This is a genomic window from Candidatus Protofrankia datiscae (assembly GCF_000177615.2).
Lineage (GTDB): Bacteria > Actinomycetota > Actinomycetes > Frankiales > Frankiaceae > Protofrankia > Protofrankia coriariae.
The window spans coordinates 3,051,429-3,077,831 of the sequence record NC_015656.1; the positions used below are offsets into that span (position 1 = coordinate 3,051,429).

Here is a 26,403-nt window from a genome sequence, read left to right on the forward strand (position 1 = left end):
CCTGCCCGATGGCCGTGGTAATACGGTCACAGTCGGTCGTCGCCATCAGGCAGGCTCGTGTGGACAGGGGCAGGGGCGAGGACGGGCAGCACGGACAGGCTGTCGGGCTTGTCGCCGCGGCGGGCACCGGCAGCCGGCCCCGGCGCGCGGTACCTGCCCTGGCCGTGGTGCCGCCGACGAGCCGTCGGCCGCTCGGCCCGGCGCGCTCGGCGTCCCGCGCGGTCCGCGTGGCGCGGTCCCGCGGTCCGCGCGGCCCGTACCGCCTACGCGGCGCAGTCCGCGCAGATCATCCGCCGGCTGTCGGCGAGCTGGCTGCGGTGATGGACCAGGAAACAGCTCGTGCAGGTGAACTCGTCTGCCTGCCGGGGCAGTACGCGGACGGTCAGTTCCTCCCCGGACAGGTCCGCGCCGGGCAGGTCGAGCTCGGACTCGAACGGGTCGACATCGTCCCCGAGGTCGGCCGCCGCGTCCGCCCGTCGTGCCTTGAGCGCCTCCAGACTCTGCTCGGCGACCTCCTCGGCATCGCTGGTCCGGGGGGTGTCGTAATCGGTGGCCACTGAAATACTCCCGTGAATATAAGTGCGCTGCTCTCTCGTGCCCCACCCACAACGCACGGCCGGTGGGGTATGTGCCCGCCCGGACGATCCCGAACGGATGTGGCCTTCACCACACCCGTTGCGCTCCCACGTCCCAGGTGTCACCGGACATCGGCGGCGGGCATCGGGCCGGGGGCGCCCGCCGAGGTCACCACCACCCCCGGCGGCTCCCCCGGCAACGCGGAGGAAGTCTCCCCTGACAACGCCTGGGAAATCCTCCGGGAACGCGCGGAAGGCGGCTCACCGGGAACGGGTGACCCGGCCCGGCATACCCCGCCCGACACGCGCCCGAACACGGGATCAGTGGTGAGGGCCGGCTGTCCTGCCTCTCCCCTGTCACCCTTTCCCTGCCACCCCGCACCCGGCGACAGGCTGCCGGCCAGATGCGGCGGCGGCTTCCGGGTCAGCCTCCACACGCGCCCGGGCCCGGAGGCGGGGCCTAGCCGGTCCGGCGCAGCCAGGTCACGGGCGCTCCGTGGGCGCCCTGGCGCAACGGTTCCAGGACGTCGTCCCAGGCGGTGCCGAGCAGACGGTGCAGGCCCCTGGCCAGGGTCTCGCGGCCCTCGCCCCGATCGATGAGCGCGCGCAGGGCCGCCTCACCGACGACCACGTCCCCGTTCGCGGCGATCGACGCGCGGTGCAGGCCGAGTTCGGGGGTGTGGGAGTAGCGCTCCGAGTCACACCCCGGTGAGGGCCCCTCGACCACGTCGAAGGAGAGCGGGCCGAGACGGCGCAACTGCCCCGCCAGCCGGCCGGCCGTCCCACAGGGGGCGCGCCACTGGAGGGCCGCGTAGAACGACCCCGGGGAGTTGGGCTGCCCGGTCCAGGTCAGGGACACCGGCGAGGAGAGCACGGCGGACACGGCAAACTCCAGGTGCGGACACAGCGGCGGCGGGCAGGCCAGCACGGCGAGCATGCCGGGGACGCCGACGGACACCGAACCCGAAACAAGATCACGTGTTGATGACATTGCAACCACGCAGGACCTCCGTCAACGAGTTACGCCTTCCCCTGCGAGCTCGTCTCACGATCGGCCGTGCTGTGCGGTAACGATGGTGCCATGAGCCGCCTGCGGCTGCCATACCTACCCCCGTCTGACAGATCCGATTCATCATTTGATACCTGGACGATTCATGACAGGCAGCAACTGTCCCGCCCGCCACCGCGGCAGGGCCCGGCGCGGCAGCCACGCCAGAGCGTCCGGAGTGCGTCTGGATGACGTCCGGATGACGTCCGGAGTGCGTCTGGACGGGTCCCGGAGGAGTCTCCAGCCGGGGACCCGTCGTACCGGGCCCGCACGGGCCCGTGCCGAACTCCGCGCCGGGATGGGCCGGCAGGACTCCGGGCTGCGGGGCTGTCGGGCCGTGGGGCTGTCGGGCCGTGGCCGTATCGGGCACACCGAGCCGGGCCGGCCGCCTCGGGCCGGCCGACGGGGTTCCGTCGCGGAGGGACGGAGCGTGCGCGGCCACCCCGCGAACCTCGTCCACGGCGGATACCGTGATCAACGGTTTGTGATCGACAACGCGGGTGACGAGTTGCGCACAGCGCGGCCCGAAGGTGTACTCAAACCGGCCCGGCCGCGCCCGCCACCCCGCCGGCCGAACCGGAATCCACCGGCCCGGAATCCACCGGCCGGGAAGTCGCCCGAGCCGTCGGTGCCCATCCACACCAGCACCAGTCGTCGGCGGTTCCCCAACCCCGTAGGCTCCGTGCGTATGTTGCAAGTCTGGCCGGGCAGCCCCTATCCGCTCGGTGCCACCTACGATGGCACCGGCACCAATTTCGCGATCTTCTCCGAGGTTGCCGAGAAGGTCGAGCTGTGCCTGTTCGACGAGGACAACACCGAGACCCGGGTCGAACTGAAGGAAGCCGACGCCTTCGTCTACCACGGTTTCCTGCCGAGCATCGGCCCCGGCCAGCGATACGGGTATCGGATCCACGGCCCTCACGAACCCGCCAAGGGGCTGCGGTGTAATCCGTCCAAGCTTCTTCTGGACCCGTACGCGAAGGCGGTCGACGGCGAGATCGACTGGGACCAGTCGGTCTTCGGCTACAACTTCGGCGACCCCGACAGCATGAACACCGGGGCTTCCGCGCCCCGGGTGATGAAGTCGGTGGTCATCAGCCCGTTCTTCGACTGGAACGGGGACCGCCCGCCGCGCACCCCGTACAACGAGACGGTCATCTACGAGGCGCACATACGCGGCCTGACGATCGCCCATCCCGGGCTCCCACCGGAGTACCGCGGCACCTACGCCGGCGTGGCACATCCGACGATGATCGACCATTATCACAAACTCGGTGTGACCGCTGTGGAACTCATGCCCGTCCACCAGTTCGTGCAGGACGAGCACCTGGTCCGCCGGGGGCTGCGCAACTACTGGGGGTACAACTCACTGGCCTTCCTGGCCCCGCACAACGCCTATGCGGCCAACGCCCGCGCGGGCCAGCAGGTCCAGGAGTTCAAACTCATGGTGAAGAACCTTCACGACGCCGGCATCGAGGTGATCCTCGACGTCGTGTACAACCACACGGCCGAGGGCAACCACATGGGCCCGGTGCTGTGTTTCCGCGGCATCGACAACGCCGCCTACTACCGGCTCATCGAGGACGACCCGCGCTACTACATGGACTACACCGGCACCGGCAACAGCATGCGGGTGCGTCACCCACACGTCCTGCAGCTCATCATGGACTCGCTGCGCTACTGGGTGACCGAGATGCACGTCGACGGGTTCCGGTTCGACCTGGCCGCGACCCTGGCCCGGGAGTTCTACGAGGTCGACCGGCTGTCGTCCTTCTTCGATCTCGTCCAGCAGGATCCGGTGGTCTCGCAGGTCAAGCTGATCGCCGAACCGTGGGACCTCGGCGCCGGCGGCTACCAGGTCGGCAACTTCCCCCCGCTGTGGACCGAGTGGAACGGCAAGTACCGTGACACCGTGCGGGATTTCTGGCGCGGCCAGGACCAGGGCATCGCCGAGTTCGCCTCCCGGCTGACCGGCTCGAGCGACCTTTACGAGTCCGACGGACGCCGGCCCTCGGCGTCCATCAACTTCGTCACCGCCCACGACGGGTTCACCCTCGACGACCTGGTCTCCTACAACAACAAGCACAACGAGGACAACGGCGAGGACAACCGGGACGGATCCGACGACAACCGGTCGTGGAACTGCGGCGCGGAAGGGCCGACGGACGACCCCGCGGTGCTCGCGCTGCGCGGCAGCCAGGTCAGGAACTTCCTCACCACGCTCTTCCTGTCCCAGGGCGTCCCCATGCTCCTGGCCGGCGACGAGATGGGACGCACCCAACAGGGCAACAACAACGGATACTGCCAGGACAACGAGATCTCCTGGCTGGACTGGTCCCTGGCGGAACGCAACACGGACCTGGTGGAGTTCACCGCCACCGTCTGCGCCCTGCGCCGGGAGCATCCGGTGTTCCGCCGCCGCCGGTTCTTCCGGGGCGACCCGATCCACCGCCTGGACGCCGGGACAGGCAGCGGCCCGGACGGCGCACCCGTCAGCGGCCACGACGGCGGGGAAGCCCTCAAGGACATCGTCTGGCTGCGGCCGGACGGCACCGAGATGTCGGACGCCGACTGGGGGTTCACCCCGGCCCGCTCCTTCGGGGTGTTCCTCAACGGGCACGGCATCCCCGACCCCGACCAGCGTGGTGAGAAGGTCGCCGACCAGTCCTTCCTGCTGTTCTTCAACGCCCACTTCGAGCCGTTGGGCTTCCGCATCCCGCCGGAGAACTTCGGCACCAGCTGGGAGGTCGTCGTCGACACCCGCCCGCCCGCCCCGGCCCAGCCGGCGATCGTCGACGCCACGACGGCCGGAGCCGGAGCCGGCGCGGCGTCCGGCACCGGCGCGGCGTCCGGCACCGGCGCGGCGTCCGGCACCGGCGCGGCGGCTGGAGCCGGAGCGGTGAGCGGAGGCGGTGGGAGCGCCGCCGGGCTCGGCCCACGCCTGACCGGTCGGGTCGTGAAGGCCGACGACCCGATCGAAGCCGAGGCCCGTTCGACGCTTGTGCTGCGCTGTGCCGACTGATCCGCGGGGCGGCTCCGGCGTCGGCGCCGCCCCTGCCGGTGGCCCGGGTGGGCTCGGTAACCCTGGTGGGCTCGGTGGGCCTGGTGCCGGCGGCGAGCCCGGCCGGGCCGTCCCCACCGCGACCTACCGGCTGCAGCTGAGCATGGAGTTCTCCTTCACCGACGCGGCCGTCGTCGTGCCGTACCTGGCCACGCTCGGTATCACCCATCTGTACTGCTCGCCCGTCCTGGAGGCGGTCGACGGCTCGACCCACGGCTACGACGTGGTCGACCACGGCCAGATCAGCCCGGAGCTCGGCGGGCAGGCCGGGTTCCGGCGGCTGGTGACCGCGTGCCGCAAGGCAGGCCTCGGCCTGGTGGTGGACCTGGTGCCCAACCACATGGCGATGGCCGCGCCCGAGTCGGCCAACACGGCCTGGTGGTCGGTGCTGCGCGAGGGCGCCGAGTCGCCGTACGCGTCCTGGTTCGACATCGACTGGAACTCCCCGGAGAACCCCGGGAAGATCGTGATCCCGGTTCTCGGGGACGCGCTGGGCACCTGCCTCGCCCGCGGCGAGATCCGGCTGGCCACCGACGAGGACGGCGCCTGGGTGGTCGTCTACCACGATCATGTGCTACCCGTCGCGGACGGGACCGTCGACCCTGACGATGTCGCCGCCACCCTCGAGCGTCAACACTACCGGCTGTGCTTCTGGCGGGTCGCCGGCACCGAGCTGAACTACCGGCGCTTCTTCGACATCACCACCCTCGCCGGCCTGCGTCAGGAGGATCCGGACGTCTTCGCCGCCACCCACCGCCTGATCCTCGACCAGATCCGGGCCGGCGCGATCGACGGCCTGCGGATCGACCACCCCGACGGCCTCGCCGACCCCGAGGAGTACCTGCGCCGGCTGTCCGAGGCCACCGGCGGCGCGTGGACGGTCGTCGAAAAGATCCTGGAGCCCGGTGAGGCGCTGCCCGACACCTGGGCGTGCGCCGGCACCACCGGCTACGACGCGCTGAACCGGCTCACCCGGCTGTTCATCGACCCGGCCTCGGCCAGGGCGTTCAGCACCCTCTACACCGAGGTTACCGACGTCAGGTCCGACTTCGCCACGATCAGCCGCCAGGCCAAGATCGACGTACTCGCAGGCGCCCTGCGCCCCGAACTGGACAGGCTCACCACCCTCGCGCTGACCGAGGCCCGGCGGCGGCGCGCGGACCTCACCCGCGTCGGCCTGCACGAGGCACTGGCCGAGGTGCTGGCCGCCTTCCCCGTCTACCGCGCCTACGTCCGCCCGGGCGCGGCGGCGACCCTGGAGGCCCGCGGGCACATCGTGCGGGCCTGCGCACACGCCCGGGAGTCGCTGCCCCTGCGCGCAAGCGAGATCGGCCTCGTCGAGGAGCTGGCCCTGGCCGGCCCGCCGGAGTTCGTCGTCCGCTTCCAGCAGACCGCCGGGCCGGTCATGGCCAAGGGCGTCGAGGACACCGCCTTCTACCGATACGGCCGGATGATCGCGCTGAACGAGGTCGGCGGCTCCCCCGGCGACTTCCCCGGCTTCCCCGCCGGGCACCCGCACAGCGCGGTGCACGAGTTCCACGAGGCCAACACCACCACGCAGCGGGCCTGGCCACTGACGATGACCACCCTGTCCACGCACGACACCAAACGCTCCGAGGACGTCCGCGCCAGGCTCGCCGTGCTGACCGAGGACCCCGACGGCTGGGGCGAGGCCGTCCGCCGCCTGCTCGCCCTCGGCGAACGGCACACCGACATCGAACACGGCTGGCCGGACCGTCCGACGAGCTACCTGCTCGCCCAGACCCTCGTCGGAGCCTGGCCGCTGCCGGCCGACCGGGTCCGGCAGTATATGCTCAAGGCCATCCGCGAGGCAAAGACCCACACGTCGTGGACCGACCCGAACCCCGGGTACGAGTCGGCGCTGACGAACTACGTCGACGCGGTCCTCGACGACCGGGACTACCTCGCGACGCTGGAAACCTACGTCGCGTCCCTGGTGGAGCTCGGGCGCCAGAACTCCCTGGCCCAGAAGCTGCTCCAGCTCGTCTCCCCCGGCGTGCCCGACGTCTACCAGGGCCAGGAGCTGTGGGACGCCTCCCTGGTCGACCCGGACAACCGGCGCCCGGTCGCCTTCGGCGAACGCGCGAAGCTGCTGACCGAACTCGGCCCCGAACCCGGCAGCCGCAAGCCACCGCCGCTCGACGACACCGGGGCGGCGAAACTGCTCGTCGTCGCCCGCGCGTTACGGCTGCGCCGGGAACACCCGGCGTGGTTCGGCGCCCAGGCCACCTACCGGCCGCTGTGGGCGTCCGGCTCGGCCGCCGACCACGTGGTCGCCTTCAGCCGCTCGGGGTCGGTGGTGGCCGTGGCACCGCGCCTGGTCCTGGGGCTGCGCCGCGGCGGCGGCTGGCGCGACACCACCCTCCCGCTGCCCGACGGTCGCTGGACGGACCTGTTCACCGGCCGCCGCCACGACGGCGGCGTCGCCTACGTCCTACGTCTGCTGCGCGACTTCCCCGTCAGCCTCCTCGTCCGCACCCAGTAACCCGACAATTCATCAGCTGTTTCACACCGGCTTCCGAATAGACCCACATCAAAAGGCCGCCCGGAAGTCGGGCCGACCGAGAGCTACTTTTTTGTAACGGGGGAAATGATGGATGGTTCCATCGATGACCAGATATCGGTCGATCTGAATCTGTGGGGAAAGTCGAAAGGATTACCCGGGCCCTATCCACTGATATGCCATCTCATGGACAGCGGAGCCGCGGCGACGGTCCTGTGGCGGGACTACGTGCCGGAGTCGCTTCGCTCAGCGGTCGCGCGCGGCATGGAAACCGATATCTCGACCGTCGGCCGGCTCATCGCCTTTTGAACGGCGTTGCACGACATAGGGAAAATTACTGCCAGTTTTCAGTCACAGCGAGCACAGAGCGCCCACACCATCGCCGAATACGGTAGGGTGAACGGTTCGATTCGCCACGACCACGCGATACATCTCTGGCTCGGCCCAGCACTGGCTCGGCTGGGCTACCCGGGCCGCTCGGCGCGCGGCCCGGGATTCCGGATCGCCCAGATGCTGGGTGGCCATCACGGCTGTTTTTACCCACTCAAGGAGAACGAGATCCGCCGGCCGGGCCGCCCGGAGCTGGGTGCGGGAGCCTGGGAGGAGCAGCGCCAGGCGACCCTCGAAGTGATCCGGGGAATTTTCGAGCCACCTGCCCCGCCGCAACGGATGAGCATCGACGCTGCGGCCATCATCTGCGGGATCGTGATCCTCGCGGACTGGATCGTCAGCCAGGAAAGTTTCCTGCTGGAACGCCTGCCACACATCCCCGATAGTTCTCTTCCCGATCTTCTGCGTGCACATCACGAACGCACCGAGAAACTTGTACCCGCGCTGCTGGACGCAGCCGGCCTGACCAGGCTACGGCTACGCCAGGGCAGTTTTTGCGACGAGTTCCCCTTTGATCCGAATCCACTGCAGGCGTCGGTCTCCGAAACACTGCCGACTCTTCTCGGCAGTGGGCCGACATTATTTCTGGTCATGGCTCCCATGGGTGAGGGGAAGACCGAGACCGCATTCCATGCAGCCCGGCTGATCGGTGCCGCAGCAGGTACACCGGGATTGTTCGTCACGCTTCCGACGATGGCGACGGCGGACCAGATGTACCAGCGGGTCCGCGCCTACGCGGCGAAACGGGCGGAGACCCCGGCGGCCCTGATCCTGCTGCATTCGATGTCCTGGCTGAACAGCACCTATATTCCCGAACCGACCGACAGCACACCGCTCACCGGTGAGGAGTCCGGTGACAGCCTCAGCAGGCTGGCCGCCACCGACTGGCTGCGAGGCCGTAAACGAGGCCTGCTGGCACCACTGGCGGTGGGGACCGTGGACCAGGGTTCTCGGCCCGGCATGCGATCAACCTCCCACGCGGGAGGGGTCCTGCCGGGACACTTCCATGTCCGGGAGATGTGGAGCGTGACCGACCATCCGCAGGTCACCGTGTGCCGCTACGGTCAGCCGGTGCAGGTCGACGAAGGCATGGCCGACCTGATCCGCGCGCTGTGGGCCGAGGTGGACACCGTTTACTCGTGCCAGGGTGGGCCGCCACCGGCGGATGCGGATCCGCTGGCCTACGTGGCGTTCACGCCGGAGGCGCTGGCCCGGTTCGATGCCTTGGTGCCCCTCCAGCCCGCTCATTGGGAGCGGGATGTAGGGGCCAGTTCAGGGCTGATCGCGGTGCGCTTCTCACTATCGGATGCTTCTTGGCTGATCGACATGTTGATCTCGCAGCAAGTGGCACCGGGGGAATGACCCTCGGCACCACGTAGTGCCTACCGGCGTCAACGGCCGCCGCCACGGCCACGACCCTCGTCGTCGACGAGGTGCCGGGACTCGTGGTCGAGCGGGCAGTCACGGCAGACGGCGGCGTAGCACCGGACGTACCGGTGCAGCCGTCCCCACGCCCGCAGGGGTGATCTGCGGATATGGCGGATGCCACCCGTGCCGGTCCTGCTGTCTCCACGCCCGTGGGATGATCCGAAGTAGTTTTCAAGATTTTCCGAGGGCGAGTGGCAGTGGCTCCGCCAGCACCAGGTGTACCGCCTCCGCCGGGCTATCCGTCTCCCCATGGACGACGAACCCCTGCTCCGCCTGCAGCTCCAGGTCCGCCACGCCATACATGTACACACCCAGGTCCACCCGGACGTGGCGCCGGTACCGGCCGGTCGCGCGCGGGTTGCCAGTGACGTCCTGGCCGTCCGCGTCGTACAGCCGGTAGACCATGCCGGTCTCTGGCTCGACCCGCCAGCCAGGTGCGGCGTCCAGCAGTGCCGCGCGCTGGATCGCCGGCCGCATCGCCAGCGCCAGCGCGTGCCGTCGCGGGTCATCCTTGACCTCCCGGGCGGCGCGGATCAGCCGATCAACGCTGGTCATGCTCTCCATGCCGATCATCTGCCGGGCGGCGTCGCGCCCGTTCCGGGCTGCGGCCTCGGCCACGGGTATCGCCCGGTAGTCCCGGGCGATACCAAGCCAGGTGTGCGGGTCCGCGGCGTCGTAGAGTGCGCGGAGCCCGGCGTTGCCGAGCGGCGCGTCGAACGCGGCCCAGCGGCTCATGTCGATCTCAACGTCATCCATTTCATTCACTATACACCAATGTGTAGTATAATGAAATATTTTTCGTCTTTGCATCAATTGGCCGACGAAATGCATTACTGTAACAACCCGGGAAAATGGGTGAAAATGGCAAGCGGCCACAAGGTGATGGTCCGCAAGGCCGCAGACGTCCCCACGCCCGTGAGGGTGAACCGGCGAGGTCTTCCTGGCCGTGTGGGTGGGGGTGGTTGTCATGCGCTTCCTTTGCCTGGTGTTGGGGTGTGGGGTTCGGTGAATCTGCTGTTCTCGAGGGTGGTGACGTGGCCGCCGAGGCGGCGTACGACGTTGCGGTCGTGGGTGACGACGATGAAGGCCACTCCGGTGCTGGTGCGGAGATCGGTGAGGAGGCCGCCGATGGTGGCCGCGACGACGGGGTGGGGGCGCTGGTGATCTCGTCGCAGAGCAGCACGTCGGGCCGCGCGGCCAGGACGGGGGGCGAGCGCGACGCGTTGCCGTTGCCCGCCGGAGAGCTCATGGGGGTGACGGGTGGCGTGCTCGGCGAAGAGCCCGACCTGCGCCAGCAGGTCGGCGATGTGGGCCGCGCGGTCGGTGATACAGGCGAGCTGGAGCGGCCGGCCGAGGATCTGCGCGACGGTGTGGCGGGGATTGAGCGAGTCGTACGGGTTCTGCGGCACCAGTTGCACGCGCCGTAACTGCTCTGTGTGCCGTTCACGGACGGTGGGCGCGAGCGGCGCGCCGTCCAGGACGGCCTCTCCCCCGGTTCGACGGTGCGGTCCGGCGAGGCGGCGCAACGGGAGGGTCTTGCCGATCCCGGACGGGCCGATGACCGACAGGCACTCGTCGCGGGCGACCTCGACTGAGAGCCGGTCCAGGATTCGCCGCCCGCCGTGCCCAGCGACGAGATCGCGCACGGCCAGGACGATCTCCCCGGCCGGGCCGACCAGCAGGACCTCCTTCCTGCACGGCGGGCATGACGCTTTTCCACCTGGGCATGACGCGCTCCCTACCGCCTCGGGGCGACGGGAGCCGACGGCCCGGGCGCTCGGCTATCCGGTCAGCACCGGTGCCAGGCGGCGCCACTGTTCGGTCGGGAAGGTCGCGGCGGCGGTGTGCTCGCCGATCAGGACCTGGATCGCGACGTGGTCGGCGCCGGCGTCGCGGTATGCGGCCACCCGGGCGGCGATCGTCTCCTCGTCGCCCCAGGCCACCAGGGCGTCGATGAGCCGGTCGCTGCCCGGCGCGGCGAGATCGTCGTCGGTGAACCCGTACCGCCGCAGGTTGTTCAGGTAGTTCGGCAGGTCGAAGTACATGCCCAGTCCGGTACGGGCGATCTGCCGGGCCCGGTCCGGGTCGGTCTCCAGCACCACGGCGAGTTCGGGGGCGAGGAACTTCTCCGGGCCGAGCGCCGCACGCGCGGTCGCCACGTGCTCCAGCGGCACGAGATACGGGTGGGCGCCGTGCGCACGCTCGCCCGCCAGCCGCAGCATCCTGGGCCCCAGCGCCGCGAGCACCCGGGAGCGCGCCGGCACCGCGGGGGACGCGGCGTCGAGACCGTCCAGGAACTCGGTCATCCTGGCCAGCGGCCGGCGGTAGCGGCCGGCCTCGGCCTGGTCGACGATCGGCGCGTGGCTGACCCCGAGGCCGATCAGCAGCCGGTCGCCGTACGTCCCCGTCAGCTTGGCGTACCGCTCGGCGACGGTCGCGGGCTCGTGCATCCAGATGTTGAGGATCCCGGTGGCCACCGTGATCCGGCTGGTGGCCGCCAGCAGCGCGGTGAGCCGCTCGAACAGGCCGCCACCGCCCAGGTCCGGCAGCCAGACGGCCGTGTACCCGAGTTCCTCGGCGGCCACCGCGGCCTCGACGGCCTGCTCCTCCCCGCCGAACCGGAGCCCCATGTTCCAGATTCCGACACCTGTGGGTGTTGTGGTCATCTCCGTCCCCCTCAGCTGCCCGCCACGCCCACGGACGGCCGCGCGTCCCGGACGGCCGAGAACCGGTAGTGCGTAAAGCCCCCCTCGGCCTCCCGCCGCACCTCCTGGATGTAGTTCGGGTAGCCGCCGAAGTACAGCGCCACGCCGTGCGGCTTGCCCGGGATGTTCGCGCCGACGAACCAGGAGCGGATCTTCTCCCCGGCGGGGAACACGGTCGCGTTGAAGAACGTCTCGCACTGCTCGTTGTAGGCCGCGACGGCCTGCGCGGTGGGCTCGATGCGGGTGTGGCCGTGCTCGCGCATGTAGGAGATGGCCTCCCCGATCCACCCGGCGGCCGGCTCGATCATGACCGGCGCGTTCGCGAACGGGATCTGCGGGCCTGCGATCATGAAGAAGTTCGGGAACTCGTCGACGGTGAGCGCCAGATGGGTGCGAGGCCCACCCCGCCACTTCTCCGCGATCGTCACCCCGCCCCTGCCGCGGACGTCGACGCTGGTCAGCGATCCGGTCATCGCGTCGAAGCCCATGGCGAACACGATGACGTCGGCCTCGTACTCGGTGCCGTCGGCCAGCCGCACACCGGTGGGCGTGATGTCGTCCACGGCGTTGCCGCTGACGTCCACCAGCTCGACGTTGTCCCGGTTGAACGTCTCGTAGTAGAAGTGCCCCAACGGCGGCCGCTTGGCGCCGAGCGGATGGTCGGGCTTCGGGCACAGCAGTTCGGCGGTGGCCGGATCCCTGACGATCGTGCGGATCTTGTTGCGGACGAACTCCGAGGCCAGCGCGTTGGACTCCGGGTTGACGAAGATGTCGTCGAAGGTCTCCAGGAAGTAGCGGAACCCGCCCTCCTCCCAGCCAGCCTCCAGAATTCGCTGGTGTGGAGTGATCCCGCTTCCGTGGACAGCGAACCTGAGGTTCGCTGTCCATAGGGAAGGAGCGTCATGGGGTCAGCTCGCCGGAAGTTCACCCAGGAGTACAAATCCGAGGCAGTAAGGTTGGTGCTCGACTCGGGCCGGTCGGTGACCGAGGTCGCGAAGAGTCTGGGTATCCACGAGACCACGTTGGGAAACTGGGTGAAGAAGGCGAAGGAGAACGGCGAGACCGAGGAGCGGCCGCTGTCGGTGTCGGAGCGCGCGGAACTTGAGGAGCTCCGGAAGAAGTACGCGCAGGCGCAGATGGACATCGCCTTCCTAAAAAAAGCGGCGAGCTTCTTCGCGAGCGAGCAGAAGTAAAGTTCGAGTTCATCTCGATACACGCTCCGAAGAAGCCTGTGTCCGCCGACGGCGCGAACACCTTTCCCGTCGACTACATGTGCAAGAAACTCGACGTGTCCCGACAGGGCTACTATGCGTGGAAGAAACGCGGCCCGTCTCGGAGGGAGAAGGACGACGCCACCTTGTCGACCATGATCAGAGCTGTTTTCGACCGTCACGAGGGGCGGTACGGCGTGCGGCGGATCTTCCACGAGATCCGCCGCCAGGGCGTCGCCGTCGCCTACAAGCGGGTCCAGCGGCTGATGGCGACGATGGGCCTGGTCAGCGTGCATCCGCGTCCCCGCCGGCCGGTGACGACGGTGCAGGCCGCGGACTCCTCATCGCTGCCTGATCTTGTCGGCCAAGACTTCGCCGCGTCCGCACCGAACCAGTTGTGGTACGGCGACATAACATATATTCGCACCTGGGATGGCTGGGTGTACATGGCCTCCGTCATCGACGCGTTCTCTCGGAAGATCGTCGGCTGGGCGGTCGCCGATCACATACGCACCGAACTCGTTCTCGACGCGCTTCGTATGGCCGTCACCCGCCGGCGGCCACCCGGCGGCGTCATATTCCACGCCGACCGAGGCGGTCAGTACACCAGCCGTGAGTTCGTCGCCTTCTGTCGCGACAACAACGTCCGAAACTCCGTCGGCCGTACCGGGATCTGTTTCGACAACGCCGCGGCGGAGTCCTTCTGGGCCACCCTCAAGAAGGAGTTCGTCCACCTCCACCCGTTCGATACCATAGACCGCGTCCGGGCGGGGATCTTCGAATATGTCGAGATCTACTACAACCGGCAGCGGTTGCACTCCTCGATCGGCTATCTCACGCCTGTCGAGTTCGAGGAAGAATTTGACGGACAAACACTTCGTGCTGCATAGTTAGGACTGTCCACGAAAGTGGGAACCCTCCATTGGACAGAACTCCCACCAGGAGTGACTCCCCCCACCGTCAACCCGGCCACTCCACAACCCGTCCACGATCGACGGGGCTTGGTGGAGCCGAGGCGGGTTCTGAGGATCTTCCATGGGGCGTGGGTGTTTACTATTATTTTGATGTCCAACTATCGGGCGTCCCAGTAGAGGCGTCCCGGTAGAGGCGTCTGGGCCTGGATGCCACGGGGACGAAGGGCGCGTGCCGGCCGAAGGCGACGTCGCCACCGAAGGGGGAACGCCGTGCCGTCAGATTCCCTGCGCATACCTGGTTGGCTGCACTTCCTGGCGGTGGGTTTCCCCAGCGCCAACGTGATCGCGACCAGTGACGGATCTCGCGTGATCTTCGACTCCGGGTTCGGCAGCGACACCTCGCGCATCGAGGACGCGCTGGCCACGGCCGGCATCGGCATCACGGACGTCGAACTGGTCGTGAACACCCACTGGCACAGCGACCACGTCGGCGGGAACGCGCGCCTGCGGGACGTCCACGGGATCGCGGTCGCCGCCGCCCGCGAGGACGCCCAGGTGATCAACAGCCGGCAGGCGGACGCGTGCCTGTCCGCATGGCTCGACCAGCCGGTCGAGCGATACCACGTCGACCACGCTCTCGAGGCCGGGCAGACGCTGCGGGCCGGGCCGTCGGAGTGGGAGGTGGTGCCCACTCCCGGGCACACACCCACCACCTCAGTTTCTACGAGCCGCAGGAGCGGCTGCTCGTCCTCGGGGACGCCATCCACGCCGACGACGTCGGCTGGCTCAACCTCGCCCTGGACGGCCCGGCCGCGATCGATGTCGCGCTCGACACCGTGGCGAAGCTCAGCCGGCTCGCCGTGCGCACGGCCCTGCCCGGCCACGGCGGCCCCATCCTCGACCCGCCCGCGGTCTTCGCGGCGGCGCACACACGGTACGAACGCATGCGCGCGGACCCGCAGCGCGCCGGATGGCACGCCTGCAAACGCATCTTCGCGTTCGCCCTGATGATCCGTGACGGCATCCCGCTGGACGACGTCGACACCTACCTGACGCGGCAGCCGTGGCTCGTCGACCATGCGAGCAAGGTGTTCGACACGGATGCCGAGACGCTGGCGGCCGACCTGCTCGCTCAGATGCGGCGCACCCGCGCGGTCGAGGAACGCGGCGGGCGCCTGCACGTCCGCACGCCGCACCACCCGCCCGCGCGGGACTGGCTGGCGGGTTCTCCCCGACGGGACTGGCTACACGAGTTCACCCCGACCAGATGAGATCATCCCGTCTGGGAGGTGGCCGGCAGGGTGATGCTCAGCGGCTCGAACGGCTCCCCCACGGAGTACACGTTGTTGAACAGCCCAGCGCCCTCGGCCAGCAGCCGCACGTCCGCGGCCTCCCAGGTCTGCAGGCCGGGCGGCGCCGCGCCGGGCCGGGGGGTGAAGCGCACCAGGGGAATCCTCGGCTTCGTTTCGGACTCGAACGGCTCGACGACGTTCAGCTCGGCCTCCGTGCCGCGCAGCACCACGTGCGGGTCGGCGATCCGCACGTACAGCAGCCCGAAATGGCCCTGGAAGCGGACATCGCCGCGGAACGCCCAGAAACCGTCGACGCCCTCGGGTACCGCGGCCGACGGATCCGGCTCGAAGACGAACTCGTCGTTCTCGGCGGGCTGCGCGCCGCCGCTGACGCTGCCCTGACCGTCGGGCATCCGGGCGATGTAGGTGAGGAAGGTCGCCTTGATCCCCCACCGCAGGCCGAGCAGAGGCTCCGTCGCGCTCACCGGGCCACCTCGTAGCGCCCGGCGCCACGCCCTGATGACGACGCCTCCGCCACGCGGCCGCCGGCCAACAGGCTGAAGTACCGCTCACCGCGGCAGGCCTCGGCGTAGTAGCCAGACCGGGCCAGTGGCTCGAGGATGTTCTTCTCGTCCTCGAGGACGGCGACCCGACGCGCCGGCGTCCCCGGACGCTCAGCGAGATCACCTAATTCCATGCTCACGGACTCCCTTCGGCGGTAAGGCTTCAGACGGTACGGACACTGATCAGCGATACCCGACGTCGGTCACGGAACGCGGCGCCCCGGCGCGAGACAGCGCCGGCGGCCACCATCGCCTCGACCGCCTCCGTATCCGTGTTCTCGGTCAGCGCCTCATGGCTGTGCCGCCCGAGGCCCCGAACAGGATCGTGACATCTGCTCGCAGCGTCTGTCTGAAGTGAGCGTAGCGACCGGGCAGTCACGCGGTACGGCCCTCGGAGCAGACGGCCGCGCCGCGGTCGCCCCCGCAACCCGGATCGCCCGGTTGAACCGCCGCATCCGAATGCCACGTCCGCTGAACCCGTCGAAGACAAACTGGCCACCGGCTGACCAGCACGCGCACGCGGGACGCGGGTACCGGGAAAAGCCACCGAAAAGGCCGCCCGGGCCGGCCACTGGTGATCACCTCGACCGCTGGCTGGTAGGCGGTGGGGCCCGGCGTCTCGCCGCCCACCCGCAGGTCACGAAGTCTGGACGGGCTGGCTGATGTTCGGCTCGACGACGGCGGCGGGCAGCCGCGCGGGTCGGCCCGGCAGGAACCAGCCCGCCGCCAGCACCGCAAGCGAGCCGGCGAACACCCACCAGAAAGCCGGGTGGAACGCGGTCTCGACGGATGCCCCGTCCGCCGCCCGACTCTGCAGGATGAGCGCCACGACCGCGATACCGAGCGAAGCACCCAACTGGTTGAGCACGTACAGCGCGGACGTCCCCTGCGCCACCGACTCCGCGGGCAACGTCCGGTACAGCGCCCCCATGGTCGGAGCACCCACGAAACCGAGCCCCAGCCCCGTCCCGAACACGGACACCGCAAGACCAGCCTCGCTGGTGTGCAGCCCGGCCTGTGTGAACACCAGCACGCTCAGCGCGATCGCGAACGCGCCGGCCGGTACCAGCGCCCGGGTACCGACCCGGTCACTGAGCCGTCCCGCGATCGGCATCGCGATGAAGGAACCCACACCCAGCGGCGAGAGCAACAACCCGGCTGCCAACACCCCGTGATCACGAACCTGCTGGTAGTACAACGGCACCAGGAACAGCATCGAGAACAGCATCACCCCGGTGACCGCCATCACCGTGACGCTCGCGCTGAAACCACGGTTGGTGAACAACCGCAGATCGATCAGTGCCGCGCCGCGGACCCGTAGCGCGTACACGACGTAGCCGACAAGCAGCCCACCGCCGATCGCCAGCGTCACCAGCACCCGGGTGGCGCCGAAGCCGGCATCCTCCCCTGCCTGCGACAACGCGTAGACGAGGATGGCGAACGCCGGGCACAGCAGCGCCACCCCGACGACGTCGAGCCGGCTGGCAGCGCGCCCGGCCCGCGGCGGATCGGCCGGCACCACCCGCAGCGACAACACCAGCGCCACCAGCCCGATCGGCAGGTTCACCAGGAACATCCACCGCCAGTCCAGACTCTGAATGATCACACCGCCGACAATCGGGCCGAGGACGGGACCCAGCGGGATGACGACACCCATCAGCCCCATCACCCGCCCCACCCGGGAGGGGCCCGCCGTGCGCGCCAGCAGCGTGAGCATGATCGGATCCAGCATGCCGCCCCCGAAGCCCTGGATCACCCGGAAGATGATCAGAGTTTCGATCGAGGGGGCCAGCCCGCTCGCGAGCGAGCCGACGAGGAAGACCGACAGCCCCGCAAGCCACATCCGCCGGCTGCCGAACCGGTCCGTGGCCCAGGCGCTGAGCGGGATGGCCACGGTCACCGCGAGCAGATAGCCGGTGGCGACCCATCCGACCGTGCTCAACGAGGTGTCGAAGTGCCGCCCGAGGGTGTCGACCCCGACGTTGACGATCGTGCCGTCGAGCAGCCCCATCAGGCCGCCCAACAGCAGTACCCCGATCAGCCGCAGCAGCGCGGAATCCAGACGGTCGCCCTGTTCCTGAACCATGAGCACCTCGATCTCGTACCGAAAAATGTACTGGACAGTACAAATTACTGTACAGACAAAGAGCGCTTCAACGGTGAGGGAACCTACTGGTACCTGCCCGCCCCCACCGCGGGCGATGACGGGCGCACGGCCGTCGCCACCTGCCTGCGCGCCCTGCTCGACACGCTGAACGACGCCGACAGGAGCGGGAACGAAGCCCGTCCGGACGGCCTCGAGCCGGAGCACGCCGAGCCGGCCTCCCTGCGCCCGCGCCCGATGCCTCCGACGACGAGATCTTCGACTTCATCGACAACGCGTTGGGAGCCTCCTGGCGAGAAAAGAGAAGAGAGCTCCCGGCGGAAAAACGGACCGCGAAAACAGCCAAATCGCAGGAACGAAGCGTGGGAACGGACTGCGCCTACCCCGCCTGACGCTGTTTGTCGCAAAGCCGCCTGTTGCAACGTGCCGCCTGTTGCAACGCCGCCTTCAGGCTCGACCTGTGATGTGGTGGCGGCCGACATGGCCGGTCAGGGCCGTTCCGCCGGCTGCGCTCCCACCGTCCGTGCCCCGCCGTCCGCACTTCCGTCGTCTGTGGTTCCGCGGTCCGCGGCCCCGCTGTCCGTGATCCCGGTGGCCTGACGGACCGCGACCTGGAGGATGTCGGTGAGCACGGCCTCGTCGTTGTCCAGCCAGTACTCGGCGTCGAACTCGTCGACTTTCCCGGCGGCCACACCGGTTTCGTCAGCCACCCCGACGCGTTCACCAGCCGGCTCGTCGAAGTCCTGACAGCATCCCGACCGGCATGACCTCGTCCGTCCGCAGGGACGTGGAACGAGACCGCCCCCACATCCGTGCTGCCGGCCAGCACCTCGCGACTGTGCCGGCGGCGCCGAGCACCAGCAGGCGACCGTCCGCCGAACCGTGGGTACAGCGAGGGCGGCTACGAGCGGGCTGGCTCCTGGGTCAGGCGAGTACCGGTGCCCGAAGCGCGGTGTGATCCGGGCGGCGGCACCCGTCAGAACTCCAGCCGGTAGAAGACCGCCATCCTTCTCAGCGCGGGGAACAGCTTCGCCACCCTGGCCAGCAGGCGGTAGCCCGTCGGCAGCTTCTCATAGCCGTCGATGTCGAAAGCGCCCGTGGCTGTCACGCACCGCAGCTGACGATCAATCGCCTCAAGCTCCGCGCAACCGTCCATGCCCCACGAGACGGTCGCCCCCGCAACCCGGATCGCCCGGTTGAACCGCTGCATCCGAATGCCACGTCTACTGAACCCGTCGAAGACGAACTGGCCACCGGGAAAATGGTTCACGATCCGCCGGAAAAGCGCCTCGCCCTCGTTCTTCCTCAGATACATCGTCAGGCCCTCGGCGACCACCAACACAGGAAGATCACCCGCTACCCGCGTCAGCCAGGACGGATCGGCGACGGACGCGCCAATCGTCTCGTAACCCTCACGCGACGGATATATCTGCCGGCGAAGGTCAATCACATCGGGATAGTCCACGTCGAACCACCGCACGCCGGGGCCGGGGTCGACGCGGTGGACACGCGTGTCCAGGCCGCAGCCCAGGTGCAGCACGGTGCTCTTCGGATGCGCGGCGAGGAACTCGCGGGTCCACCTGTCGAAGTGCCTGGCCCGGAGCGCAACGGCGGCCTGCTCACCGCGCCGCAGCCCGGTCCTGGTGAAGTCGAAATCGATCCGTCTGACGATTTCCAGCGCCATCGTGTCGTGCAGAATGGAGCGGGGCGACTCGGCGTCGAGCGCCCTGCCGTACAACGTCGCGAGCAGCGTGGCCTTCTCACCCGTGAGGCGCACTTCCGGCACGGACACGACACCATGCTACGCGGCCACCAGGGGCGCTCCCGCTTCCGGTCCGTTTCCGGCTGACAGGCCCACGGCCTCGATCGAAGGGGATTCCGACGGTCGCGACGCCTTCCACCGGCCGTGATCGGGTCCGAATCCTGTTGCCCGTCCGCCGGTACAACCGCGACAGGACGGTAGGTCAGGATTTCTGCACCAAAAACATGAAGCGGGACACGTACGATGGATATCCCGAAAAAGACCGCCCGTGAATTCAGCGTCGGTATGACGACGTTCACGCGCGTGGCACCTGACCGACAGGAACCCCCCGGGGGTACCTACGGCACGCGACCCCAGGTCGACGGGCTGGACATCACCGACCGCTTCGTCCCGGCCGACTCGGGTGATGTGCCGGTGCGGGTACGGGTCACCGGCCGGCCAGAAAAAGTCGGCCAGGCCAGCCAGACCAGCCAGGCCGGCCAGACCTGCCAGCGGTCCGCTGGCGATCATTCCAGCCGCCAACCGGTGGATGACGGAGCCCGGCTGCCCGCCGTCCCCGAAGCCCTGGCTCACCCGGAAGCGGAAGCACGCCGATCAGCCGCGGCGGCGCGGGATCCAGACGGTCGCCTGTTCCTGAGCCACGAACACCTCGATTTCGTATCGAAAAATGTACTAATAAGTACAAATTATTGTACAGATAGAAAACATGTTAGCGACGAGGGAGTCCCGCCACACGACACGGCGGAGGACTCCCCCAGCCGTCGGACAGCCATCGGGCCATCGGGCCATCGGGCCATCGGACAGTTGTCGGCACGGCCATGGGCGGGAAGCCCGGTCGCGTCCGATCAGCGGCGTATCAAATGTGATGGCCGCCACATTCGGACGACGATTCGCAACCCTTCGCTATTGACGCCGTCACTTTCCGGATTTTCTGCCGACATGTCCAATTTCCCCACGAGGCGACGGACAGCCATTCGACGGAGTGGATCCGACCCGGCGGCCGGGTCGGATCCACTCCCGAATACAGATGATCTTCCAGGATTCGACGTCGCTGCTGGACCCCCACCGTCCTGGACCCCACCGTTCCGTCGCCGAGAAGCTGGCCGTCCACCGCCGCTCGCACGCCCGCGGCCGGTGCGCCGACAGGGAACCAGCGCTGCGCCCGGTGGCTCCCGACCACCAGGTCGGGAGCCACCACCCCGGCCGAAGCCACCCCGCCCGGTTCCCGCCGCCGGGCTTTGGCGACTGTCTGATCTCAGTGTGCCTGCGGTAGCGGTTTTCATGGTCGTGAGGGCTCGTGAGGGCTCGTGAGGACTGGGGTATCCATTGGCCGAATGGCGACGCCACCGGTTGCAACACTCCTCGACGATGTCGAACAGGGCGGTACGGGTCTCCGTGTGGGTGGCGAAACGGATGCGATCGGGAAGCTCGCATTCCAGAGTGATGAAGAACGGCCGGTGACCGCATTGTCGTAGCGGCCCCAACCGTTCCGACGGAACGGCGCACACCATGCGCCGCACACAGCGCAACGAATTCCCAAAGATGCTGGCAGCCCCGGTCGGAGTGGTATACGAACCCGCACGGGACGGGCCGCGGGGCCATACCCGGCGGCCAGTGACCAGGTGACTCTTCCGCTCGGTGGCGGGGACGTAGAAGACGTCCGCGGCCCGGACCCAGCTCGGACCCGGTTCGGTGCCGAACCGGCGCGATCACGGCCGACCAGACCAGGCAGCGGACAAGCGCCACGGGCCCGGAGCGGGGCCGGCCCATCGGTGCCGGTGGACCCCTACGGCCCAACCCTCCTCGTCCGCAGAGTGGCCTGCTTGCAGTCGCTTGCGGCCGCAAGCGGGCCGTCCGGGGCGTGCCGTGGGCCGTCCGAGGCGTGACGCGTGTCGCGGTGGTCGTCGGGCGACGGCGCAGCCGGTCCGGGTAGGCCCGCCATCCGCCGGCGGAATTCGGACGTGTGCGTCGATTGTGATCCATGTGTGATGGCTGTGATCCCGACATCCGAACTCCCTCCCGAGATAACCACTCCAAAGCATCAGAACACGGACCAAACGGATCAAATTTGTGCACCCCATGACGAACACACCACCCGGCCACACCACACCAAAGATCAACAACGAATCACTTGACAAACAAAGCCCTGGGGCGTCTGCCACTAAAACTGGACACAGCATTGCCATTTCGTTCTGACCGCTGTAAGAACCGTTGTAAGACATGAACGAAGTGCGTGTGCGCGATCCACTCCGCGACCGGGCCACGCAGACGTTGAACCGCGCCCAATCCAGGACGGCATCGATGATTCATTATGTCATCCGCAAGAGTTCACACCCCGACGACGGCCGCCCCGGCCCGGCGCTCGGCTACGGGCGATGACCGCCGCGGTCGACGAGCTGACGGAGGCGATCCGTCGCGGTCCGAAGGGCCCGCACGTAGGTGCGTTCTTCGACTTCGACGGGACCCTCATCGAGGGCTATTCCGCGCGGGCGCTCTACGCCCGGCGGTTGCGCAGCTTCGAAGTCGGGCCGGACGAGCTGCTGCGGATCGCACTGGCCGCCGTGCGCGGGCCACTGGACGAGGCAGGCTTCACCTCGCTGTTGGAGACCGGTCTGCGCGGCTGGGCCGGACGCACCGAGGAGGAACTGCTCGCCCTCGGCCGGGAACTGTTCGCGAGCGAGATCGCCGGTTCGCTGTTCCACAGCGCCTGGCGACTGGTCCGGACACATGTCAACCAGGGCCACACCGTGGTGATTGCCACGTCGGCGACCCGTCTGCAGGTCCAGCCGATGGCTGACGAGCTGGGAGTCGAGCACGTCCTGTGCACCGAACTGGAGCAGGAGGGCGGCGTCGTCACCGGGCATGTCGCCGGCCGCGCCCTGTGGGGCGACGGGAAGCTCGCCGCGGTGACCGCGTTCGCCGCCGGGCACGGCATCGACCTCACGGTCAGCCACGCGTACGCCAACGGCGACGAGGACGTGCCCTTTCTCGGCGCGGTCGGATATCCGCACCCGGTGAACCCGCAGCCGGTGCTGGCCACCGAGGCGCGACGGCGGGAATGGCCCGCACTGGAGTTCACCCGCAGGCACAACCAGCTCGACCCGCTGCCCGCCGTACGGACCGCGGCCATGTTCGGCACCCTGTTCGCCACGGCGGGGGCCGGGATCGTCGCGGGGGTGCTCACCCGTGACCGGCGCTACGGCGTCGACCTGATGACGTCGCTGTTCGGGGATGTCGCGTCCGCGGTGGGGAACATCCGCGTCGATGTCGTCGGCGAGCACAACGCGTGGTCGCACCGTCCGGCGGTGTTCCTCATCAACCACCAGAGCACGCTGGTCGACTTCGTGGTCACCTCCCGTGTGCTGCGACGGGGGTTCACCGCGGTGGCGAAGGCGGAGGTGCGGCGGATGCCGGTGGTGGGCACCCTGTTCGGCCTGGCCGGGGTCGCGTTCGTGGACCGGGGGAGCTCGACGAAGGCGATCTCGGCGCTGGAACCGGCGGTCGAGATGCTGCGCTCCGGCACGTCGGTGGTCATCGCCCCGGAGGGCACCCGGTCGTTCACCCCGCGGGTGGGCCCGTTCAAGAAAGGCGCCTTCCACCTGGCCACCGCCGCCGGGGTGCCGATCGTGCCGATCGTCATCCGCAACGCAGGAGAGATCATGTGGCGTAACGCCCGGACGGCTCGGGAGGGCCGGATCGAGGTGGCTGTCCTGCCCCCGATCCCCACCGAGGGCTGGACCCGTACCGACATCGACGCGGCGGCCACCCATGTGCATGACCTCTACGTCGACACGTTGGATCACTGGCCGGGCACCGCCAACGCGGAGCCTGCCGAGGACATAACCGGGAGCCCGCGATGATCCACGCCATCGAGACGGCCCGTGACCTGGTCGCCCGGCCCGGCCGGGCGAGCCTCAGCGACCCACGGGCGGGCGACCCGCCCGTGGTCACCGCGCTGCTCACCAGCCCGGGGTTCCTCAGCGCGCTCGACGGCCTGGCCAAGCGGCTCGGCAAGGACGAGCAGGCCGTGCGCGCGGAGGCGGCCGGCTACCTGCGCGAGATGTCCGCGGTGCACGACCCGGTGGTCGCCGGTACGTGGGAGCGTTTCGCGCGCTGGATGGTACGTGGGTACGACATCCTCGCCGACGACAACGCGCTCGCCGAACTGCGCAGGCTGGACCGGCGCCACTCGTTGATCTTCCTCATCTCGCACCGGTCGTACCTGGACGAGTTCGCCCTGCCTCCGCTGTTAGTGCGCGCCCGCCTCGACCCCCCCCTACGGCCTGGCGGGCGCCAACCTGAACTTCTTCCCGCTCGGCACGATCGCCCGCCGGATCGGCATGGTCCACGTCCGGCGAGCCACGACGGACATCCCCGTCTACCGGCTCGCCCTGCGCTCCTACGTCGGGCACATGGTGGGCGCGGGGGTCAACCTGATGTGGTCGATCGAGGGTGGACGGACACGGACCGGAAAGCTGCGTCCCCCACGCCACGGCCTCCTGCGCTACGTCAGCGACGCCCTGGAGTCGTCCGAGCTGGCGGACGCGCTCATCGTGCCGGTCTCCATCCTCTACGACCAGCTGCCGTTCCACGAGGTGGCACGGATGGCCCAGGAAGCACGCGGCACTGCCAAGCAGCCGGAGGACCTGCGCTGGCTGATCGGGTATGCGCGCGGTCTGAAGACACGGCTCGGCGGCATCCACATCGACTTCGGCACGCCGATCCCGCTGCGTGAACGGCTCCAGGCCTACCGCGCCGACGGGGTGGAGGACGGGCAGCTCGTCGAGCGGGTCGCGCTGGAGGTCTGCCACCGCATCAACCGCACCACGCCGGTGACCGCGACCGCGGCCGTCTGCGTCGCCATGCTGGGTGCCGACCGGGCGCTGACGCTCGACGAGGTCTGCGCGACGGTGGCTCCGCTCGCCCGGTACCTGAGCAGGCGAGGATGGCCGGTTGCCGCCGCGTCCGACCTGACCGACCGCTCGACGGTACGGCGCACGCTGCAGGACCTCGTCAACTCGGGCGTGCTGACCTGCTTCGCCGGCGGGCCGGAGACGGTGTGGGGCATGGCCGCCGACCAGCATCTGGTGGCCGCGGTGTACCGCAACAGCGCCGTGCACGTGCTGCTCGTGCGGGCCATCGCCGAGCTGGCGCTGCTCTCCATCGCCCGGCACGGCGGCGGCACGCTGCGGGGGGCCTGGGAGGAGGCGCTGGAGCTGCGGGAGCTGCTCAAGTTCGACTTCTTCTTCGCCGCGCGCGCGGAGTTCGCCGAGGAGCTGTGGAGCGAAGTAGAGATCATGGCGGGCGGGACGCGCCCGAGCGAGGTCAGCCCGGCCGACGCCGAGCGGTGGCTGCGCGACGCGGCGCCGCTGGTGGCGCATCTGGTCCTGCGGCCGTTCATCGACGCCTACCGGGTGGTCGCCGAGCAACTGGTGCTCGCCGACGACGATGCCGATCTCGACGAGGACCGGTTCTTCGCCGACTGTCTGGACCTTGGCAGGCAGTGGGCGATGCAGCGCCGGGTGGCGAGCGAGGAGTCGGTGTCCGCGGAGATGTTCCGCACCGCGCTGAAGATGGCCCGCCACCGCGGCCTGCTCGAGCCCGGCGCGGACCCACACGAGCTGGTGGCCCGACGGCGCGCGCTCGCGGTCCAGCTCGACCGCGTCCTGCACGCCGTGCAGGAGATCGCGACGTTGGGCGCGACGTCCGCGGTGGTGCCGCCCGGGCCGCAGGCATCGCTGCGGAGCGTTCCCGACGGGGTCGTTTCCGACGGGGTCGGAGGCTGACGTGGGATACGTGCGCCGCAGAGCGCCGCGGATCGCCGTCGTCGGCGCCGGTTCCTGGGGTACCACGGTGGCCGCGATCCTGTCCCGGAGCGCGACGACCACGATCTGGGCCCGGTCGTCCGACGTGGTGAACGACATCGAGAAGAACCGGCGCAACAGCCGCTACACCGGCGACGCCGTCCTCCCCGACGAGCTGCGCGCGACGAGCTCGCTGGAAGAGGCGGTGTCCGACGCGGACACGATCGTGATGGGGGTGCCCTCCCACGGGTTCAGCGCGATCCTGGAGCAGGCCGCGCCGTACGCGCGGCCGTGGGTGCCGGTGGTCAGCCTGGTCAAGGGGCTTGAGCAGGAGACCGACCGGCGGATGACCGAGATCGTCGCCGACGTCCTGCCCGGGCATCCCGCGGGTGTGCTCGCCGGGCCGAACATCGCGAAGGAGATCCTCGACGGCTACGCGGCCGCGGCGACGCTCGCGATGCCGGACGTGAGCACCGCCGCTCAGCTGGCCGACCTGTTCCGCACGCCCCGCTTCCGGATCTACTCCACCACCGATGTCATCGGGGTCGAACTGTGCGGGCCGCTGAAGAACGTCTTCGCCATCGCCGCGGGCATGGGCGACGGCGCCGGAGCCGGCCACAACACCAAGGCGATGGTGATCACCCGGGCGGTGCGGGAGATGACGCTGCTTGGCGAGGCGCTGGGCGGCGAACCCGTCACGTTCTATGGCCTGGCGGGCACCGGAGACCTCATCGTGACCTGCACGAGTCCGCTCAGCCGTAACCGGTGTGTCGGCGAGGCGCTCGGCCGGGGGCAGACGATCAGTCAGGCTATGGCTGGGATGAAACAGGTGGCCGAGGGGGTGCGCAGCGCCAGCGTCGTCATGCGGCTTGCGGCCAGGGCGGGCGTCGAGCTGCCGATCGCACGCGAGGTCGACGCCGTGGTCAACCACGGCTCGACCGCCCGCGACGCCTACCGCGGTCTGCTGAAACAGGCTCCCGGCCACGAGGTGCGGGGGACAAGTTGGTGAAGCTGAAGGGTGA

17 protein-coding genes and 3 pseudogenes are annotated in these 26,403 nt (G+C 69.1%); 9 read left to right on the plus strand and 11 right to left on the minus strand.

Annotation, left to right across the window (positions count from 1 at the left end):
* Positions 1–263: 263 nt before the first annotated feature.
* A complete protein-coding gene (locus FSYMDG_RS12675) occupies positions 264–557 on the minus strand; it encodes a DUF4193 domain-containing protein (RefSeq protein ID WP_013873850.1) in 294 nt (97 codons plus the stop codon).
* A 478-nt stretch (positions 558–1,035) separates the two neighbouring features.
* Positions 1,036–1,566, minus strand: a complete 531-nt coding sequence (locus FSYMDG_RS12680) for a DUF3145 domain-containing protein (protein ID WP_050803510.1) — start codon at positions 1,564–1,566, stop codon at positions 1,036–1,038.
* Positions 1,567–2,311: 745 nt separating this feature from the next.
* On the opposite strand from FSYMDG_RS12680, the gene glgX reads away from it, so the two are divergent.
* The 3 genes and pseudogenes from glgX (at position 2,312) to FSYMDG_RS29225 (ending at position 8,960) form a co-directional block, all read left to right on the plus strand.
* Entirely contained in the window at positions 2,312–4,645 is a 2,334-nt protein-coding gene (gene glgX / locus FSYMDG_RS12685) for a glycogen debranching protein GlgX (RefSeq protein WP_043606277.1), read from the plus strand.
* Positions 4,646–4,787: 142 nt separating this feature from the next.
* Positions 4,788–7,190 (plus strand): malto-oligosyltrehalose synthase, encoded by a 2,403-nt coding sequence (gene treY, locus FSYMDG_RS12690; RefSeq protein WP_050803784.1) that lies wholly within the window; start codon positions 4,788–4,790, stop codon positions 7,188–7,190.
* Positions 7,191–7,298: 108 nt separating this feature from the next.
* Positions 7,299–8,960, plus strand: a pseudogene (locus FSYMDG_RS29225) (CRISPR-associated endonuclease Cas3'').
* 237 nt (positions 8,961–9,197) lie between these two features.
* On the opposite strand, the gene FSYMDG_RS12700 reads toward FSYMDG_RS29225, so the two are convergent.
* From FSYMDG_RS12700 to FSYMDG_RS12715, 4 genes are all read right to left on the minus strand, one after another.
* Positions 9,198–9,782, minus strand: coding sequence for a hypothetical protein (locus FSYMDG_RS12700; protein WP_157491013.1), 585 nt, complete (start codon positions 9,780–9,782; stop codon positions 9,198–9,200).
* A 209-nt stretch (positions 9,783–9,991) separates the two neighbouring features.
* The gene (locus FSYMDG_RS26840) at positions 9,992–10,672 is read right to left on the minus strand and encodes an ATP-binding cassette domain-containing protein (RefSeq protein ID WP_013873857.1); all 681 of its coding nucleotides are present in this window, start codon (positions 10,670–10,672) and stop codon (positions 9,992–9,994) included.
* A 135-nt stretch (positions 10,673–10,807) separates the two neighbouring features.
* Positions 10,808–11,692 carry an LLM class F420-dependent oxidoreductase gene (locus FSYMDG_RS12710; RefSeq protein WP_013873858.1) on the minus strand — a complete coding sequence of 295 codons (885 nt, stop codon included), beginning with the start codon at positions 11,690–11,692 and terminating at the stop codon, positions 10,808–10,810.
* 11 nt (positions 11,693–11,703) lie between these two features.
* Positions 11,704–12,363, minus strand: a complete 660-nt coding sequence (locus FSYMDG_RS12715) for a hypothetical protein (protein WP_050803513.1) — start codon at positions 12,361–12,363, stop codon at positions 11,704–11,706.
* Positions 12,364–12,633: 270 nt separating this feature from the next.
* Here FSYMDG_RS12715 and FSYMDG_RS28490 point away from each other — a divergent pair, with 270 nt between their 5' ends.
* The 3 genes and pseudogenes from FSYMDG_RS28490 to FSYMDG_RS29675 all read left to right on the plus strand — a co-directional run bounded on the left by FSYMDG_RS28490 (position 12,634) and on the right by FSYMDG_RS29675 (position 15,127).
* Positions 12,634–12,924, plus strand: coding sequence for a transposase (locus FSYMDG_RS28490; protein WP_043602641.1), 291 nt, complete (start codon positions 12,634–12,636; stop codon positions 12,922–12,924).
* A 17-nt stretch (positions 12,925–12,941) separates the two neighbouring features.
* Positions 12,942–13,832: an IS3 family transposase gene (locus FSYMDG_RS12725; protein WP_043603580.1), complete on the plus strand. Its 891-nt coding sequence runs from the start codon at positions 12,942–12,944 to the stop codon at positions 13,830–13,832.
* A gap of 231 nt (positions 13,833–14,063) precedes the next feature.
* Positions 14,064–15,127: pseudogene (locus tag FSYMDG_RS29675) on the plus strand (MBL fold metallo-hydrolase).
* Positions 15,128–15,129: 2 nt separating this feature from the next.
* Here FSYMDG_RS29675 and FSYMDG_RS12735 read toward each other — a convergent pair.
* The 5 genes from FSYMDG_RS12735 to FSYMDG_RS12755 form a co-directional block, all read right to left on the minus strand.
* Positions 15,130–15,633, minus strand: a complete 504-nt coding sequence (locus FSYMDG_RS12735) for an HtaA domain-containing protein (RefSeq protein ID WP_013873860.1) — start codon at positions 15,631–15,633, stop codon at positions 15,130–15,132.
* Positions 15,630–15,851 (minus strand): hypothetical protein, encoded by a 222-nt coding sequence (locus FSYMDG_RS12740; RefSeq protein WP_131772535.1) that lies wholly within the window; start codon positions 15,849–15,851, stop codon positions 15,630–15,632. Before FSYMDG_RS12740 ends, FSYMDG_RS12735 begins: the two co-directional genes overlap by 4 nt.
* Before the next feature lie 497 nt (positions 15,852–16,348).
* Positions 16,349–17,797: a DHA2 family efflux MFS transporter permease subunit gene (locus tag FSYMDG_RS12745; protein ID WP_043606285.1), complete on the minus strand. Its 1,449-nt coding sequence runs from the start codon at positions 17,795–17,797 to the stop codon at positions 16,349–16,351.
* Between the two features lie 506 nt (positions 17,798–18,303).
* Entirely contained in the window at positions 18,304–18,525 is a 222-nt protein-coding gene (locus FSYMDG_RS12750; protein ID WP_013873863.1) for a hypothetical protein, read from the minus strand.
* Positions 18,526–18,791: 266 nt separating this feature from the next.
* Positions 18,792–19,601, minus strand: a complete 810-nt coding sequence (locus tag FSYMDG_RS12755) for a class I SAM-dependent methyltransferase (protein ID WP_043606289.1) — start codon at positions 19,599–19,601, stop codon at positions 18,792–18,794.
* Positions 19,602–21,952: 2,351 nt separating this feature from the next.
* Here FSYMDG_RS12755 and FSYMDG_RS12765 point away from each other — a divergent pair.
* The 3 genes and pseudogenes from FSYMDG_RS12765 (at position 21,953) to FSYMDG_RS12775 (ending at position 26,390) form a co-directional block, all read left to right on the plus strand.
* Entirely contained in the window at positions 21,953–23,437 is a 1,485-nt protein-coding gene (locus FSYMDG_RS12765; RefSeq protein WP_013873866.1) for an HAD-IB family hydrolase, read from the plus strand.
* A pseudogene (locus FSYMDG_RS12770) lies at positions 23,434–25,285 on the plus strand (lysophospholipid acyltransferase); the annotation flags it as partial. The gene FSYMDG_RS12765 and the pseudogene FSYMDG_RS12770, both read left to right, overlap by 4 nt.
* A 79-nt stretch (positions 25,286–25,364) precedes the next feature.
* Positions 25,365–26,390, plus strand: a complete 1,026-nt coding sequence (locus FSYMDG_RS12775) for an NAD(P)H-dependent glycerol-3-phosphate dehydrogenase (protein WP_013873867.1) — start codon at positions 25,365–25,367, stop codon at positions 26,388–26,390.
* Positions 26,391–26,403: the final 13 nt, after the last annotated feature.

What these genes read in the sequence shown, in the direction of transcription:
- FSYMDG_RS12680 (WP_050803510.1), bottom strand. Translation starts at nt 1,566, where the DNA reads ATGTCATCAACACGTGATCTTGTTTCGGGTTCGGTGTCCGTCGGCGTC.
- glgX (WP_043606277.1), top strand. Translation starts at nt 2,312, where the DNA reads ATGTTGCAAGTCTGGCCGGGCAGCCCCTATCCGCTCGGTGCCACCTAC.
- treY (WP_050803784.1), top strand. Translation starts at nt 4,788, where the DNA reads ATGGAGTTCTCCTTCACCGACGCGGCCGTCGTCGTGCCGTACCTGGCC.
- FSYMDG_RS12700 (WP_157491013.1), bottom strand. Translation starts at nt 9,782, where the DNA reads ATGGATGACGTTGAGATCGACATGAGCCGCTGGGCCGCGTTCGACGCG.
- FSYMDG_RS12710 (WP_013873858.1), bottom strand. Translation starts at nt 11,692, where the DNA reads ATGACCACAACACCCACAGGTGTCGGAATCTGGAACATGGGGCTCCGG.
- FSYMDG_RS28490 (WP_043602641.1), top strand. Translation starts at nt 12,634, where the DNA reads ATGGGGTCAGCTCGCCGGAAGTTCACCCAGGAGTACAAATCCGAGGCA.
- FSYMDG_RS12745 (WP_043606285.1), bottom strand. Translation starts at nt 17,797, where the DNA reads ATGGTTCAGGAACAGGGCGACCGTCTGGATTCCGCGCTGCTGCGGCTG.
- FSYMDG_RS12765 (WP_013873866.1), top strand. Translation starts at nt 21,953, where the DNA reads ATGACCGCCGCGGTCGACGAGCTGACGGAGGCGATCCGTCGCGGTCCG.